Genomic DNA, 13,915 nt, shown 5'->3' on the forward strand with positions numbered 1-13,915 from the left:
CATGTCCGAAAGAAACAAAAGACTAGGGGCGCAAGACATCGTCAACCAGGGTGGATTTGTGTTTGGCGAACCGGTTGCCTTTGAAAAGGCTTTCCCCACTATTGACACAATAAAGCTTCAGTATGAGATTAGTTTCGTTGGCGGATTCCCCAAAAAAGATGAATACGACCAAGGAAAGTACACGATCACAGACAAAAAATACATAGGTGAATACATTCGCTGCACAAACAACAAATGCTACAATGGAGGATTTCAAATCGGATGGATATTGCGAGATATGGTCAGGGACGGCAAGACGGAGCAAGAGGGAGAGATCATGTGTCGCGGCGACGAAGGCTCCCCAAAAGGAAGAAAAATTTATAGGAAGTGCTTAAACAGGTGCACCTACAAGATAAGCATCACATTCAAAACAGAAGGGCAGACGTCAGCTTGACCACTTGTCCCCGTTTGCAATCTGCTTGCAGTACCGAACAAACGCTTCACGCCCATATTTCCCGTAGACCACAAGTCCCTGCCCGAGCCGAGCAAGCTCACCCCGTGGGGCTACAAAAATCAGCAGTTGGTACAAGGCCACCGACACGATCAAGCGAAATGTGCTCATAGCTCCTCCAATTCCTTCAGCGTCCTCAGCTCCCCCGTTTTCCCATCCACCAAATCCTGGAAGGCCACCCGGCCGCTTCGCACGAGCTCAGTCCGGCGCGGGCCAACCACCCGCGCTTGCTGCTCCTCGGGGAGTTTCTCCCACCAGGCACCGAAGTCGCCCTTGTGCTGTCCAACCTCGATGATCGCGCGCCGGCCGCCTTCGTCCACGTTGCCCGGCCCTCGGATCGTGAAGGGCCTGGCCGCCTCTTCAAGCTCGTCAAGTGGTATGCCCATGTCGCGCCAAGACATGAGGCTTGGGGTCATCACGCATCGGCAGCGGGGATGTAGCGGCATCGGCGGCCGATCCTGCCCCGTCTTGTAAATCCTGCCGTCCAGGGCCGCGCACCGAGGGCAGGTGGACGTGTCGAGTGTGGTTGTCCACCGGAGGCCCTGCACCACACCGGCGTTGGCTTCGAACACGCGGCGCTGCGCCCCGACGTTGGCGCTCTGGATGTACGTCCTGGCCAGGGTGATAGCCTCGGTGCGCGTGAGCTGGTCAAAGCCTTCTTCCAGGCGCTTCACCAGGCCTGGATAGCCTTCGCCAAGGAGCGCCCCGGTGTTGAGGGCGCTGCGCATCTTGGCCTGCACGGCGTGGTCAAAGGTGCGATTCACCCACCCGGCCAGCGCCTCCCCGCCCAGGGGCGTTTCCGCGTAGAGCGACCGGAGTTGTTCGGCGGGCAAGGAGACGGTGTTGAAGAGCGTAGCCGCGGCTGCGCCTTCCACGGTGATGGTGGCCATGTGCCAGGCCGAGGAGGACGCGCCTGCCTGGGCAGAGGATTCAAGGATATCCTGCCCCAGGGCGCGCCTGGCCCCTGCCGTCATGTCGTCCAGGGCGTAAAGCACTTGCTCCAACCGGTCGGCCGTCCAGTCGCCCATGCCGGAATACTGCGCGGCGAACTTAGCCATGATCTCGCGCCTGGCTGCTTGCAGGTCGGCAAGCATGGTTTCAAGGGCCGCGTCCGTGTAGCGGTCCATCTTGTAGCGCCAGACCATGGCCCGGCCCAAGGCGTAGAGGTTCAGGAGGTCTTGTGGGCTGTAAACGGCCATGCTACCGGTCCTTCATCATGCGCAAACGCACCATCACGCCCGAACTCGCCCAGCGGCTTCTTGCCGAAATGGACGAAGGCAAACCGGGGCATATCCCCATCATGACGCCGGAACGTCGCGCCAAGATCGCGCAAGCGGAAGCCGGCATGGCCGCCGAAGAACACCGCAAGGCCCGAAAGCTCCTGGAGGGCCTGGACATCAAGATCCCTGGCCCCGGGCCTGGCCAGCCTGCGGGCCGGGTTCCTTCCCGCCAAGAAGATCACCAGCCAGATTCCCGAACGGACGGGCCTGGTACTGATCCTTCGTGATCGCCTCGGCCTCGGCATCGGGGTCGAAGTCGTCGCTCAAGATTCCGCGCTTCACCAGCTCGGCCCACAGAGTCTTTCTGGAAAGCAGCCCCTTCGTGTAGGTGTCCACCAGGATTTGCAAGGCCAGGTCGTCGCCGGCCATGGGCGGCCGGTATTCGGTGTTGACCACCACGGACGGCGGCTTGACTGTGCTCCCCATGAACACGGCCGCGAAGACCAGGGCCTGTTCGAGCGCGTCCTTCCACTCCAGGGCCCACCCCTTCAGCGTTGAATCGTTCTCCGCTGAGCTCAGGGACCGCTCCGTGGCGGTCACGTCGCCGGTTCTGGGCATGAGCAGTTGCAGGCCGAACAGCGCCATCTGCCGCACAAGGTCTTCAAGCTCCTGTCGGGAAGCAGCCACAGAAGAGGGGTCCTGGCCGATGGCCGCGATGCGTCCGGTCGGGTCACTGAGCTTGGTCATGATGCCAGGGCCGAAGGGCACGTCTGATTCTTCGGCAATGCCTGCGGCGTACATTCCGGGGCTGCGCACCCAGGTCATGAGCTGGTTGTGCTCGGCCTGCTTCTGCCAGTGCTCGACGTTCTTGTCGGCCAGGGCGCGCAAGGCCGGCTCGCATGTGACCTCGGAGAGCGGCTTGCCCGGCCGAAAAAAAACGACGGGGAGGTCCCGCATGGGCAATGCCCCTTCGGAGTGAAGCCCCCATTCGTCCTTCTCGTCGTTCACCCTCCGCCAGACCTGCCAACGCCCGGGTGTGAGCACGCGCACCTGGGGCTTCTCTTCGTCTCCCGAGTCCCACTCCCCAGCCTCCTTGTAGGACTCCAGGAAGCGGAACATGACGAGTTTCTTGGCCCCACCCACGAGCTCGTAGCGCCAGCCCAGCACGCTTTCGGCGGACACGTAGATGAGCCTCGGGCGCAGGCCTTCGGCCTCGGCAGTGGCAGCCGTGAGAGGGGCCCACACTTCGTTTCCGACCGCGTCTTCTCCCTTCAGGTACTCGCGCCCCATTTCACCCTGGCGCACCACCATGGCCGGCGCATCCACGAGGATGGCCCCGAAGCCGTCATTGAGGCCCCGGTGGAAGGCGCGCTTGGACCAAACGGAGATGCTGTTTCCCTCGCCGTCCGCGTTCTCAACCATGGCCGCAAATTCGCCCAGGCTGGCCTCCTGTTCCGTCTCGCCGTCTCCCTGAAGACGCAGGTCCTTCGAGAAGACCTGACCGCACAGGTAAGCCAGGGTACGCTCGTAGGCGTTGAGCAGCGTGGCCTGTGCGACGCGAGCTTCCCACTTCCCGGCCGGCTCCTGCTCGAACTGCACGAGGTAACGCTTGCCGGCCTTGCGCATGTCGTCTTGGCCGCCCATGAGATCCTTCACCACCTGCAACTTGGGCAGGTAGGCGGTCATCTCGTCTCGGGCCGTGGCCACGGTCTTCTTGGTATTCAGGCTCATTTCTTGGCCCAACCTCCGGTCTGTTGTACGGCGGACGCCGTGCGCTTCACGCCCAGCACGCGATACCGGGTCATGTCGTACGGGTGATCTTCAGCTTTGGTGTCCACGTCATCCAGGATCACGCGCGACCTGGGCAAGGTGGGAAAAGTGCGAAGGAAATGACGGCAGGTGTCAAAAACAAAAAGGCCTGGCTCTTCCATGGGGCTGGACAGGGCCGCCTTCAGGTACTTGCGGATTCTCTCCGCGCCGTTCTTGCGGGAGCCGGGGGACTTGTCGGCAGGCACCCAGCGCACACCGGCCCTGGCCATGTCGTCGGCGATGCACACCCCATTTTCGGCGTCGTAAATGGAACTGTCGGCCGGGCCCGGATGCACGGTGCGCAATGGGAACATGGCCTTTTGCATCTCGACGATCTTCTTGGCGACGTCGGCGGCAATCATGCGGCACCCGGTGTCAGGCTCTCCGTTCCAACCGTACCACTCTGCGACGTGGAACAAAGAACCGCGCGGAAAAGAGCGGCGCACCCCGTTCGCCATGACGGCTTCCGTGCCGTCGCTCTCGGCCCACCACCCGACGCTGAAGGGCTTGGAACTTCCCCAGTCGAAGGAACGGTCAATGCGCCACGTGGCCGGGACCTGGAAGGGGGCGAGCACATGCACGTCTTGCCGCCAGAGGTCATCGAACATGCCGCCGGCCACAATATCCCAGTCGCCGTTGAGCCATGCCCGCACCAGCCAATCCGGGCCTGATTGGCGGATTCGATCCACGTAGCCAGGATCGTTTGCCATGAGGATAAGATTGTCTTGAACTTTGGCCGGGATGAAGACCGCCCACCCGCCTTCGGTCTTCCGAGGTGTCATTGCCGGGGTCGGATCAATGTAGCGAGCCTTGACCCAGTTGTGGCCAACGCCGCCGGGGTTGCAGGACAGGACCATGCGAACCTTCACGCCCTCGGCTGAACGAAGGCAGGAGCGGAGACGGTCGAGGGGGGCGAACGAAGGCCAGTTCCCTATTTCGTCGAACCCCATCCAGTTGTATTCGTGGCCCTGGTAGTTGTCGGCATCGGAGTCTTTGTCCAAATACCGAAACTTGAGCGTCGCCCCGGTCGGGAAGACCCACGTCTTTCGCTGACTCCTAAAGGCCCCGCCAAACGCCGGGAAGATGCCCTCGGCTTTCGACATGAGGTCTTCGAGCTCGGGCATGGTGCGGCGGAAAAGGATGCCCTTGGCCAAGCGACCGTAGCGCGCCTCGTGCGCTGTCCAGTCGAGCAGCATGCCGTAGCTCTTCCCCCCACCCCGTGCGCCGCCGTACATGATCTCGTCACACGGGCAGGAGAGAAGGGAGGCCTGCGGCCCCGGCTGCGGCCCGATGGCTAGGAATTCTTGTGCTTCTTGGCCCATTCTTCGGGACTCTCAAACTGTTCTGGCGCTACGAAGACAACGCGACGCGATGTTGTTTCCTGCTGTATCTGTTGGGTTTCACCCCACCCACGGTCTTTACCCTTGCAGTTCAAGAGGTACTTCGTAGCGTTGAAATCTCCACCTTGGACAAGCGCATAGAGTGATCCCTCCCCAAGATCGAGAATCTTGTCACGTTCATCCTGCAATGCCTGCTCTACTTTCGGGAATCTTCGCAGGTAGTCATAAAAAGTTTGCCGAGAACAACCAAGCCGCTCGCATATGTTCGTGACAATTCCGCCAGTGTCATTGATGGCTTCAATCATCGCCTTTTGAGAATACTTGAGCCTTGTGGCCTTCTTTCTCCCCTTTGGCGGCTTTTTGCCTTGACTATTTTTATTATTTGTGGTTGCCATAGTTTTTATGGAATGCCAAAGCTACGAAGAAATTATTGCCCACGTGAAAGCCCACACGCCTGGCGGCCATGTGCTGCTCTCTTTTTCTGGGGGCAAGGACGCCTGGGTGACCTGGCTGGCATGCCGAGACCACTTTGAGCTGACCCCCTTCTACTACTACCTGGTGCCGGGGCTGGAGTTTGTGGAAGACTACCTGGCTTACGCCGAGCGCCGGCTGGGGAAGCACATTATACGGCTTCCCAACCCCAGGCTCTTTGACATGCTGCGCGAGGGAGTTTTCCAACCTCCTGAGCGTTGGCCGGTGATCAACGCTGCCCAGTTGCCCAAGATGACCTATGACGACCTGAGTCGGGCGGCGGAAGACGCGGCCGATCTGCCCGAAAGGTGTTGGACCGCCCTCGGTGTGAGGGCGGCGGACTCTGCGCGTCGGGCACTGGTATTCAAGACACATGGCGCCATAAACGAGACCAGGCGTTATTTTTATCCTGTCTGGGATTGGAGAAAGGACAGGTTGGTGGAGGCCCTGCAAAAAGAATGCATCAAGCTTCCCATCGACTACGAGCTTTTTGGCCGAACCTTCGACGGGATTTATCTTCTCTACCTGTGGAACATTAAAAACCATTTCCCGAGGGACTATCAGCGTATCCTGGAATGGTTTCCAGATGCTGACATGGAGGTATGGCGGTATGAAAGAAGCCTCAAAAAAGCCGGGTAAGGCCTTTTCTCTGAAAGGAGACAGCCCAGCCATGGGGAAGACGCAGTTCTCACTGGGAAAAAAGGCAAAAGTCCCGGACCCCCTGGCCAACGTGGAGTACACCGGAGACCCGGAGATGGACGCGACGCGCGAGTTGGACGCCCTGAAAGCCGCCATGGATAAAGCGGCCGAAGACGCCAAGCACAAGGCCATACGTGACCGCGAAAAGAATGTTGCCCGCAAGATTGACGGCATGACCAACCCCTGGTTTTACTCCCGGTTGGGTTTTGAGAGCGAGGAGCAAGCGCGGGCGTTCAACGAGGCTCTGGGCATGACTGGAGACGCCATGGTGTTGGACGGGGTAGAGCTCGCCCGCCGGCTTGGCATCAACCTTCCATCTGCTGATGTGCCCATGCGAGCCAATGCCAAGCCGGACAAAAAGTTGAACAGCTTGGTGCGCAAGTTCCGCGAAGACTAGGACCCCGAGGTCTGAGCCCCGCCGCGCTGGCCGGCCGGAAGAGCCAGAGGCTCGGACTGCCGGCGCCTGCCGAAGGCCGAACGAACGCGGTTTACAACCCTGCCGATACCTTCCCTGATGCGCCTGATCATAACAACCTCCTTTTGATGCCAAGGGCTTTCCCGGCCCCGAAAATTTGTTGTACCTGCGGCTACTTGCCGTCGCCGATCACCAGCGTTTCCACGCGCGTGATGCGGGTCTCATGTTGGTCAATCTTGTCCCACTGTTTGGCACTGTCCGCCTCGGCCTCTCGCTTCAGGCGGTAATCACAAGCGAAATCGAGCCTGGCTTGCTGCAACTGTTTACCCACGTCCTCAATGGCCTTTTCGATCTTGTCCACCCAGCGCTTGCCAAGCCAAAGAATGGTGCCCAGCAACACGGGTGTAGCCATCTGCATCATCACCGACGCCACTTCGGAGCGCTCAACCATTGGACACCTCAATTTCTCTGGTTTCCCCGGCAAACCACTCGGGGATGTCTCCTGGCCTGGCTGCGCGCTCGTCGCGGAATGAAGCGATTCGGTTGATACCGGCCTGTTCAAGGGCGACCGCCGCAAATTCGCTGCAAAAGTACCGTCTGGCGTCCTGGCTCACGCGCCCGAACATGTTGGCAAACAAACCGCCGTAGTCGTAGCGGATGCCGCGCCCGCACTGGTCGAGGGCGAAGGACTTGACGCGCCCCCGTGCCCCCTTCGTGAGCCCGAAAGGCCGAAACGCGAACGCCCGCCCCTCGTAGTCCTTGATGCGCTCGGAAAGCAGGCGCAGCTCGAGGCCTGTTTCCAGCGCCTCAACCAGGAAAACCCGGTTGCGGTCGAGACTGTCCAGGCCACGAATCGCCATGGAGGCATGGCTGTATGGCGTGAAAAGACGGATGGCTCGCGAGAGCAACGAATCGCCGCTCCACAAAATCACCGTTCCCGTGGTCAACCACGGACGGATTATGGGATAAGGCACGGGCAAGCTGCGCACGGCTACTTCCCCAACGGCTGGCCGGTGATGGCCCGCAAAACGACGTTGAGGGCGGCCAGCCCGGCAACGCCAACGGCCGTCGTGGGGGTGATGGTCGAGACGGCGGCCAGGCCTGCGGCCCCGATGACAGCGCCGACGTTGGTCCAAAGGGTTTTGGACTTCCACCAGGATTTCGATTCTCCGCCCATGGCCTACTCCTCGTCCGGCACTTCCTGGCCGGGGCATGTGTTGGATTCGTCGCGACGGGGGTGCAGGCATTCGCCCTGACCAAAGCGAGCGCGATGCGGACACCGATCGCAGCTCCTGTCGGCACGAGCCTCTTCGATGGTCCTGTGGTCGCTCATTCCGGCCACCTCCCGGCTTCGAGCATTCTGGCCAGCCGCTCAACGCGGTTGCGGGCCTGGCGATACCAGAGAGCGCCGCGCAGGCGCTTGGCCGCTCCGGCGTAATCCCCGGACTGGACGAGTTTGAGCGTAGGCCTGAAGGCCGCCATTCCGTGCTCGCCGAGAACAAAACCCATGGAGAGCATTACGAATTGGCGCGCGTCGTCGAGGTCCGCCCACCAGGGCCAACGGCGCAAAACAAAATCGACGACCGCTTTGACGTCTTCGACCAGAAGCGCTTCGGCCTGCTCACGAGAAAGAGGGCGCTTGGGCGGTATCTCGCCCCTGGCGTCGAGGTTGTGACCGTAGCCGACCGTCAGCCTGCCTCTTGTGCACCGATATGGCGTGGCGCGAAAGCCTTCGTCGGCCTTGAGCCGGGAGAGAGTTTGCGGCCAGTTCATAACCTGCGACATGCCCGTCCCGACGACAAGGGAATCAATTTCGGTGCTCATGCCAAGCTTGTGCGAGTCCTCGGCAGAGAAAAAAAGCAAGAAATCAGAAAAATGGAGAAATTACTGTCTGACCTCGGCTTTTCGAGGCCTCCCCCTCCGCTCGTGGCGTACCAGTTCGGCTGTTACAACCGCTGTCACCTCGCCTTTGAAGTCGCAGTTGTCGCAGGCTCGCTCTTGAATCGTCTCGCCAGGCGTCTCGTTAAGCGTGCGGCCTGGAACCACTTTGAGATTTCCTTTTCCGCATTTTGGGCAAATCACATGGCCTCCTTTGGTCGACTTATGCAACGTCGTCACGCTCCGCACGCGTGGATGTCCAGAATGTAAAGAGGCGTTCTTATTTACTCTTCTTCGCCTTCGTTTCGATCATCTCCAGCCATCGCCAGCACACAGCCGCAACATGGGCCAGTTCCTCGCGCAGATTCGGCCAGTCTCGACGCAGCAGCGCCCACACGACTTCGAAGACCTCCTCAAGCAAGACCACCAGGGCATGCAGGTGGCCACGGCAGAAGGCCGGGTGTTTCCGACGCGCATAGACCAGGGCCTGAACGATTTGGTCAGACGGTCTGGCCTTTGAAAGGGCGGCCCTGGTTCGGGCCGCTGTCATGTGCGGTTGACCGTTCACGCCTACGCGCCCTTCTTTTCGGCCTTGCGCCGTTCCCACAGCCGCATGTCCTGCATCTTCTTGCGGCGTTCACGGGCGAGCGCTTTCGCGGCCAGGGCTTGGCCCTTCTTGTAGCCGTATTTGGCCCTGTACTCGTCCGGGGTGAGGCCATGGGTGCTCAAGTGTTTCTTGGTGAGAATCTTGAAGGTCTTTCCGCACTCCAAGCACACGATGCTGCTCTCCCGAATGGCCTTCTTCGGGTCCATGGCCGGAGCAGCCGCGGCGATTTCGTCCAGGGCCTGGCCCTTCATGCCGTCGATTCCCTGGGCGATGCTTTTGGCCATGGCCACGATCTCTTCGGCGGTCATGGGGCGAACGCTGGCCTGGGCGCGCACAATTTCCAAAGCAGCCTGCATGTTTTCGCTGGTCGTCATACTGTCTCCTGAGTCTGTTGAATGTTTTGCAATAGGCGTTATGCCGCCATTTCTCCAAACGTAGCGATTTTGACTACTACGCATCCGCCTTTTACAACGTCTCCCCATTCGACCACCGTCTTTCGCTTCTGCGAGTCATCAAACCACACGCCGGCATGGGTGAGAGCATCGAAGAGTACTTTGCCCGCGAAGTTGTCATCATCGCGCCGTCGCCTGTCTGGCGGGTAAAGCGTGACAAAAGCTTCCAGCGGCCCTTGTAGCGGCAGCCCGGGTATCTTCGCGGCAACGACGATGCTCTTGACCGCGATACGGTAGGCGCTTGCCTTCGGGTTTCTCCTCAGACGGTTCCCACGGGGCTTCCAGGCCTTGTTGGTCGAGACCGGCCAGGGAAGTTTTAGCGTAACCATCCTGCCTCCCTGGCTTCGGCCATTAATTCAACCAGTTTGGACAGTTCATCTTTCGTAAGCCTTTTGAAGTCCGTTCCTTCTGCGAAACGTCCTTCTGTTTCTGACCACGACAGATGGAACACAGACTTGCTTCGCAACGGAAGTTTTCTCGCGAGTACCTTGATCCAGCCTTTTTTCCCTGGCCTGAACCAGATCGACCACTTTTTCTTGTTCTCGTCGCTCATTTTGGCCTCGTTTTTGCTTTTCACGTGCGCTCGTGCGTGCCTGCGCGCACACATACGCGCCTAGCCTAAGAGGCTAGGCGCTAGTATGTGCGATCCAGCCCGTAACCGGGAACCTGCATGGATGCTGGATTTTACCCCTCCGTTACGGGCGTTCCGGACAACTCCGGCTAATTCGTCCGAAACGATATTCTCAACCATTATCAATTTCCCCTTCGATATTATTCAACCCTTCGTAGTCGCCATGCTCGAGGGTTCCGATCCCCTGGGCGAAGGGTCCGGTAGGAATGTCGAGCCACACCTCGGCCTTGCTTCCGGCTGCCCGGTACTTGGCGATTTTATTCTCATCGAGGAGCACACGCCCCAGCCAAAGGAGTTTGTCTTTTCCGAACGCACGCAGGGACTCAGGGAGCATTTCCCGACGCTCATAGAGTCCGTATCGTCCACTGTGCTGAAAGGGGTGGCCCTGGGCTGCGGCGTGCTCGATGGCTCGGACCAACAGCTTGAGCGCTTTCGAAATGGTCACGGCCTCCATCTGCTTCACGCGGTCGGTGGAAACCACCAGGAGGCCCCGTTCGTCCCGCAGGAACGTCTTGAGTTCCTGGTCTCCAGGGTAGTTGCACTTTGCCAGCCCCCCGCAAACGACGTTTCCGCGCTTGTAGTCCACCTTGAGGTCCTTGCAGAGTTTCTTGGCTCTGCTCTCCTCTTCCGGCCAGAGGACGTAGGCCCCGCGCACGTGGTCTACGAACCCCGCAGAGCCGCTGATTTTGGCTTTGGCGGCGTCCAGATCCTTGATCCCGTCCGGAAGCTTGTTGAGATGGTGGATGACAACCACGGCGGATTGAGCCTGCTTGGCGAGGTGCGTGAGCATACCCATCACGGACGCGCCCACTTTGCGATCGTTGAGGTCTGCCCACACGAAGCAGGCCAGCGGGTCGATAATGATCAGTTTGGGCTTGATCTGGATGATCTGCTCAACCATTTCAAGCCACCAGGCCGTTGGCTCGCAACCGCCGCGCGTTTCCGTGGCGATGGCCTTGAGCCCGTCCATGTCGGGGAGGCAGAGGACGTAGAGGCCTCGAGGAAACTCACCGCAGAGACCGGCGGCGCGGCGATGGATTTCGTCGATGTCGTCTTCCGCCGAGAAGATGATCACGGGCCCATGCTGCAGGACCTTGTGTCCCAGGGCTCCGGCCGAGGCGTTCAAGTCGATCCCTTTCCCTGGCCCCAGGCAAACCTTGATGGCCAGATCGAGCGTCAGGAGCCCCTTGCCTGTCCCCCCCGGGGCGGCCAGGATGAACGCACCGTTCATCGGAATCACGTCTTCCACCAGCCATTCCCGCTGGGGTACCTGGCGCCCGTTGAGCTGGGCGAGGTCGTATTCGCGGATGCGCGTGCTGTAGCCCTTGACTTGGGTGCGGACCGAATCCAACCCTTCCAGGACGTGCAAATCGTTAAAATCCGTGGGCCTGGTAGACAGGTCACGAAACTCCGGGACCATGATAGTGGCCCCGACCGCTTCTGCTGCCCGGTGGGCCTTCTCAATGCCCACATTCCAGGGTGTGCCGTCCTGCTTGGTTGTCCAGCGGTCGTTGTCCGCTGCGACGATAATGCGTGCTCGGGGGAAAACCTCCTTGACCGCCGTTGCGGCCGGCTCGAGGTTGCCGGCGTTGAACGCCAGGGCCACGGCTTGACCGGTGGCCATGTGGACGCTTGCACCAGTGGCGTAGCCTTCGGTGAGGTAGATCGTGGATTTGTCGCCCTCGATCCAGCCGAACACCCCTTTGGGGTCCACGCCTTTCAGGAACAGCTTGTCGCCGTTCTCCGTGATTCGTTGCAACCCTCTAACCTGGCCAGCCATGTCGAACATGGGCACCAGGAGTTGGTTGCGCTCTCCGAGTTTGAGCCCCAGGGCATGGATCCGCTTGCGCTGAAGATAGGGATGCTCATCGGACGCGTCAGGTGATGCTGAGAGTAGCGCGGTAGCTTTGCTTGCCGCCTCGTCAGCCTCGCGCCTGCGTTCCTCATCCCGAACAAGCCTCGCTTGGCGTAGGTGTTCGGTGAGTTGGTCCCGCTCCTGCGAAGACAGTTCCCAATTGGCCTTGGAACTCCATGACTCGGAAAATTCGTGCTTCCATGCTCCGAACGCACCAGCCGGGCATGGGTTATTGTCAGGGTAAAATACGTACCAGCCGCCTCTCTTGCCCGGTTTTTCGTCCGGCAGGTCAAACCGATGAACGCGCCTGCTCCCATCTGCCACGATCTCGGGCCGCCCCAGGCCGGCCGCTGCGATGGCGTCACGGAATCCCTCCACCACCTGGCCGAAAGACAGCCTGGCCGGAGGCGATGGATCCTCGTCCTGGCGACGAGCGAGGTTCAGGTCGATGACCCGGCTCATGGGCGGCCGCTCCTCTTCGCTCATTTTGTCGCCCAGCACGTGGCTGCGAAGTTGCACATGCGGCACTCCATGCGGGTTTCCTGTCCGTAGCCGCGGGGAAGCAGTTTCTGGGCCTGGATGGCCAGGAAGACGCGTGCGGCCCGGGCCAGGAGGTTGTCGTAGGCGGCCTGGTCAAAGGGGACCACCACGTGGTGGCGCTCCATGGTGTCGGCGTTGACGGAAGTGAAGAGCGTCCTGGGCAGGTTGAAGCCCCCCATGAGGAGCTGCACCTGGCCAAAGTAGCGCGGGAACGCCCAGCGCAGCCCGTCCTTGATGCCTTTCTTCCACCACTTCGCGCCCAACCCCTTGCATTCCCAGATGGCGGGGAGTTCCACGGGTGAGGCCCCTTCGCCCAACCAGTGCAGGAGCATCCCGTCAGGATGCCCCATGACCTGGCCGCCCATGCCTGGCCAGGAGCACTCGAACTGCTGGCCGGTACGCGGGTCCACGTCGGCCAGCAGGAAGCCGGCGCCGCGCAGGCGACGAATCATGAGCGACTCGATCCAATGGCCCCGGGCGAAGATGTCGTGCTTGTGGCCTGTAGGCACACGATCCTGACGGGCCTGCATGGCGTAAAACTGGACGGCCCTCTCGCAGGGGTCGCCCAGGATCGACGCACCGAGGTACGTGCGCTTGGGCTCTGCCTGCGCCTCGCGGTCGATGGCGGTGTTGATGTGCCAGTCCACGCGCTCGGACACGGCGTTGGATGAGTAGCTGTTGAGGTCGATCATGGCTCTAGGCAGCCGGCTCCGTTCCGGCCTTGATGACAATGCCCCAGGGGTAGAACTCGACGGGGAGCCGCTTTCGGTTTTCGACGCCCAACCGCTCGATCAGCGCACGGCAAGAGATGTAACGGCTCGATCCGGGCTTTCCACACAGCTTCGCCGTGTTCTGGTCAGGACTTCCTGGAGGGGCCTTCCTGATGGCGATTTCGCTGGTCCCCTGGCGGTAAGCGAGTTCCAGTCGGTCGCCGACAGCGAGGCCGGAAAGTTCGAGCACAGCAACGGACAGGTCGATTTTCCCCGCCCGGATCGAGGCGTGACAGCTGTTGGGCCTGGTCTTGGACGAGGTGTACGGCGTGAAGTCGTCCCAGGAAGGGGGAATCTCCACGGAGCGCGCTGATTCGGCGGGTTGTTTCGGCTCCGGCAGCTCGTCGGCCAGCTGGGCCTTGGGTAACGTATGGAGCGCTCGGCAGGCATGGCACAGACGTTTTCCGTTCGTGAGGTAGACCATGACATTTTCGTCTCCGCAGCCTTCGCAGATTCCTTTTTTCACGCTGGGCACTTCTGCCTCCTCAGTTTTTGGCAAAATATTCGGGATGGAGCAGCCCGCGCACAGGCGGTCCTCGCCGGCGAGATGGGCAGCTCGGCACTGAGCGTTGGTCACGCGCACTTTGCGCTTGGAGCATATCCAGGGCCGGTTCTGCTTCTGGAGCCTAGTCGTTTTCATTGCGGCAGAGTCGGCCGCGCCGAGCGTGCTCTTGAAAAGCGGATCGACAGTGGAGACGGAGGAAAGGCCGGCTGGGTTGATCTGGTCCATGCTATTCA

The 13,915-nt window shown here is 60.7% G+C and carries 19 protein-coding genes; 3 read left to right on the forward strand and 16 right to left on the reverse strand.

Annotation, left to right across the window (positions count from 1 at the left end; genetic code table 11):
- The first annotated feature begins 1 nt into the window (after position 1).
- Positions 2-433 carry a hypothetical protein gene (locus tag ACYQ01_RS03610; protein WP_459932466.1) on the forward strand — a complete coding sequence of 144 codons (432 nt, stop codon included), beginning with the start codon at positions 2-4 and terminating at the stop codon, positions 431-433.
- 164 nt (positions 434-597) lie between these two features.
- Here ACYQ01_RS03610 and ACYQ01_RS03615 read toward each other — a convergent pair whose 3' ends face one another.
- From ACYQ01_RS03615 to ACYQ01_RS03630, 4 genes are all read right to left on the reverse strand, one after another.
- Positions 598-1,689, reverse strand: a complete 1,092-nt coding sequence (locus ACYQ01_RS03615) for a minor capsid protein (protein ID WP_459932467.1) — start codon at positions 1,687-1,689, stop codon at positions 598-600.
- 198 nt (positions 1,690-1,887) lie between these two features.
- Positions 1,888-3,441, reverse strand: a complete 1,554-nt coding sequence (locus ACYQ01_RS03620) for a DUF4055 domain-containing protein (protein ID WP_459932468.1) — start codon at positions 3,439-3,441, stop codon at positions 1,888-1,890.
- Positions 3,438-4,841 carry a terminase large subunit domain-containing protein gene (locus ACYQ01_RS03625; protein WP_459932469.1) on the reverse strand — a complete coding sequence of 468 codons (1,404 nt, stop codon included), beginning with the start codon at positions 4,839-4,841 and terminating at the stop codon, positions 3,438-3,440. Before ACYQ01_RS03625 ends, ACYQ01_RS03620 begins: the two co-directional genes overlap by 4 nt.
- Entirely contained in the window at positions 4,814-5,254 is a 441-nt protein-coding gene (locus ACYQ01_RS03630) for a helix-turn-helix domain-containing protein (RefSeq protein WP_459932470.1), read from the reverse strand. Before ACYQ01_RS03630 ends, ACYQ01_RS03625 begins: the two co-directional genes overlap by 28 nt.
- A gap of 7 nt (positions 5,255-5,261) precedes the next feature.
- Between ACYQ01_RS03630 and ACYQ01_RS03635 the strand changes: the two genes are divergently transcribed.
- On the forward strand, positions 5,262-5,969 hold the full coding sequence (locus ACYQ01_RS03635; protein WP_459932471.1) for an adenine nucleotide alpha hydrolase family protein: 708 nt from the start codon (positions 5,262-5,264) through the stop codon (positions 5,967-5,969).
- The gene (locus ACYQ01_RS03640; protein ID WP_459932472.1) at positions 5,941-6,426 is read left to right on the forward strand and encodes a hypothetical protein; all 486 of its coding nucleotides are present in this window, start codon (positions 5,941-5,943) and stop codon (positions 6,424-6,426) included. Before ACYQ01_RS03635 ends, ACYQ01_RS03640 begins: the two co-directional genes overlap by 29 nt.
- Before the next feature lie 190 nt (positions 6,427-6,616).
- Here ACYQ01_RS03640 and ACYQ01_RS03645 read toward each other — a convergent pair whose 3' ends face one another.
- The 12 genes from ACYQ01_RS03645 to ACYQ01_RS03700 form a co-directional block, all read right to left on the reverse strand.
- On the reverse strand, positions 6,617-6,895 hold the full coding sequence (locus ACYQ01_RS03645) for a hypothetical protein (protein WP_459932473.1): 279 nt from the start codon (positions 6,893-6,895) through the stop codon (positions 6,617-6,619).
- Positions 6,888-7,433: a C40 family peptidase gene (locus ACYQ01_RS03650; protein WP_459932474.1), complete on the reverse strand. Its 546-nt coding sequence runs from the start codon at positions 7,431-7,433 to the stop codon at positions 6,888-6,890. Before ACYQ01_RS03650 ends, ACYQ01_RS03645 begins: the two co-directional genes overlap by 8 nt.
- Positions 7,434-7,435: 2 nt before the next feature.
- Entirely contained in the window at positions 7,436-7,621 is a 186-nt protein-coding gene (locus tag ACYQ01_RS03655) for a hypothetical protein (protein WP_459932475.1), read from the reverse strand.
- Between the two features lie 3 nt (positions 7,622-7,624).
- The gene (locus ACYQ01_RS03660) at positions 7,625-7,777 is read right to left on the reverse strand and encodes a hypothetical protein (protein WP_459932476.1); all 153 of its coding nucleotides are present in this window, start codon (positions 7,775-7,777) and stop codon (positions 7,625-7,627) included.
- Positions 7,774-8,268, reverse strand: a complete 495-nt coding sequence (locus ACYQ01_RS03665; RefSeq protein WP_459932477.1) for a glycoside hydrolase family protein — start codon at positions 8,266-8,268, stop codon at positions 7,774-7,776. Before ACYQ01_RS03665 ends, ACYQ01_RS03660 begins: the two co-directional genes overlap by 4 nt.
- Before the next feature lie 334 nt (positions 8,269-8,602).
- Positions 8,603-8,872, reverse strand: a complete 270-nt coding sequence (locus ACYQ01_RS03670) for a hypothetical protein (RefSeq protein WP_459932478.1) — start codon at positions 8,870-8,872, stop codon at positions 8,603-8,605.
- 20 nt (positions 8,873-8,892) lie between these two features.
- Positions 8,893-9,303: a Ros/MucR family transcriptional regulator gene (locus tag ACYQ01_RS03675; RefSeq protein WP_459932479.1), complete on the reverse strand. Its 411-nt coding sequence runs from the start codon at positions 9,301-9,303 to the stop codon at positions 8,893-8,895.
- 38 nt (positions 9,304-9,341) lie between these two features.
- Positions 9,342-9,710: a RusA family crossover junction endodeoxyribonuclease gene (locus ACYQ01_RS03680; protein WP_459932480.1), complete on the reverse strand. Its 369-nt coding sequence runs from the start codon at positions 9,708-9,710 to the stop codon at positions 9,342-9,344.
- On the reverse strand, positions 9,698-9,934 hold the full coding sequence (locus ACYQ01_RS03685; protein WP_459932481.1) for a hypothetical protein: 237 nt from the start codon (positions 9,932-9,934) through the stop codon (positions 9,698-9,700). Before ACYQ01_RS03685 ends, ACYQ01_RS03680 begins: the two co-directional genes overlap by 13 nt.
- A 190-nt stretch (positions 9,935-10,124) precedes the next feature.
- Positions 10,125-12,386 carry an AAA family ATPase gene (locus tag ACYQ01_RS03690; RefSeq protein WP_459932482.1) on the reverse strand — a complete coding sequence of 754 codons (2,262 nt, stop codon included), beginning with the start codon at positions 12,384-12,386 and terminating at the stop codon, positions 10,125-10,127.
- On the reverse strand, positions 12,350-13,099 hold the full coding sequence (locus ACYQ01_RS03695) for a hypothetical protein (RefSeq protein ID WP_459932483.1): 750 nt from the start codon (positions 13,097-13,099) through the stop codon (positions 12,350-12,352). The genes ACYQ01_RS03690 and ACYQ01_RS03695 overlap by 37 nt, the downstream gene beginning before the upstream one ends.
- A 4-nt stretch (positions 13,100-13,103) precedes the next feature.
- Positions 13,104-13,907 carry a hypothetical protein gene (locus ACYQ01_RS03700; protein WP_459932484.1) on the reverse strand — a complete coding sequence of 268 codons (804 nt, stop codon included), beginning with the start codon at positions 13,905-13,907 and terminating at the stop codon, positions 13,104-13,106.
- Positions 13,908-13,915: the final 8 nt, after the last annotated feature.

Source organism: Fundidesulfovibrio butyratiphilus (genome assembly GCF_054657235.1).

What these genes read in the sequence shown, in the direction of transcription:
- ACYQ01_RS03610 (WP_459932466.1), top strand. Translation starts at nt 2, where the DNA reads ATGTCCGAAAGAAACAAAAGACTAGGGGCGCAAGACATCGTCAACCAG.
- ACYQ01_RS03680 (WP_459932480.1), bottom strand. Translation starts at nt 9,710, where the DNA reads ATGGTTACGCTAAAACTTCCCTGGCCGGTCTCGACCAACAAGGCCTGG.
- ACYQ01_RS03700 (WP_459932484.1), bottom strand. Translation starts at nt 13,907, where the DNA reads ATGGACCAGATCAACCCAGCCGGCCTTTCCTCCGTCTCCACTGTCGAT.
- ACYQ01_RS03625 (WP_459932469.1), bottom strand. Translation starts at nt 4,841, where the DNA reads ATGGGCCAAGAAGCACAAGAATTCCTAGCCATCGGGCCGCAGCCGGGG.
- ACYQ01_RS03655 (WP_459932475.1), bottom strand. Translation starts at nt 7,621, where the DNA reads ATGGGCGGAGAATCGAAATCCTGGTGGAAGTCCAAAACCCTTTGGACC.
- ACYQ01_RS03615 (WP_459932467.1), bottom strand. Translation starts at nt 1,689, where the DNA reads ATGGCCGTTTACAGCCCACAAGACCTCCTGAACCTCTACGCCTTGGGC.
- ACYQ01_RS03665 (WP_459932477.1), bottom strand. Translation starts at nt 8,268, where the DNA reads ATGAGCACCGAAATTGATTCCCTTGTCGTCGGGACGGGCATGTCGCAG.
- ACYQ01_RS03630 (WP_459932470.1), bottom strand. Translation starts at nt 5,254, where the DNA reads ATGGCAACCACAAATAATAAAAATAGTCAAGGCAAAAAGCCGCCAAAG.
- ACYQ01_RS03670 (WP_459932478.1), bottom strand. Translation starts at nt 8,872, where the DNA reads ATGACAGCGGCCCGAACCAGGGCCGCCCTTTCAAAGGCCAGACCGTCT.
- ACYQ01_RS03645 (WP_459932473.1), bottom strand. Translation starts at nt 6,895, where the DNA reads ATGGTTGAGCGCTCCGAAGTGGCGTCGGTGATGATGCAGATGGCTACA.
- ACYQ01_RS03635 (WP_459932471.1), top strand. Translation starts at nt 5,262, where the DNA reads ATGGAATGCCAAAGCTACGAAGAAATTATTGCCCACGTGAAAGCCCAC.
- ACYQ01_RS03695 (WP_459932483.1), bottom strand. Translation starts at nt 13,099, where the DNA reads ATGATCGACCTCAACAGCTACTCATCCAACGCCGTGTCCGAGCGCGTG.
- ACYQ01_RS03620 (WP_459932468.1), bottom strand. Translation starts at nt 3,441, where the DNA reads ATGAGCCTGAATACCAAGAAGACCGTGGCCACGGCCCGAGACGAGATG.
- ACYQ01_RS03685 (WP_459932481.1), bottom strand. Translation starts at nt 9,934, where the DNA reads ATGAGCGACGAGAACAAGAAAAAGTGGTCGATCTGGTTCAGGCCAGGG.
- ACYQ01_RS03675 (WP_459932479.1), bottom strand. Translation starts at nt 9,303, where the DNA reads ATGACGACCAGCGAAAACATGCAGGCTGCTTTGGAAATTGTGCGCGCC.
- ACYQ01_RS03660 (WP_459932476.1), bottom strand. Translation starts at nt 7,777, where the DNA reads ATGAGCGACCACAGGACCATCGAAGAGGCTCGTGCCGACAGGAGCTGC.
- ACYQ01_RS03640 (WP_459932472.1), top strand. Translation starts at nt 5,941, where the DNA reads ATGAAAGAAGCCTCAAAAAAGCCGGGTAAGGCCTTTTCTCTGAAAGGA.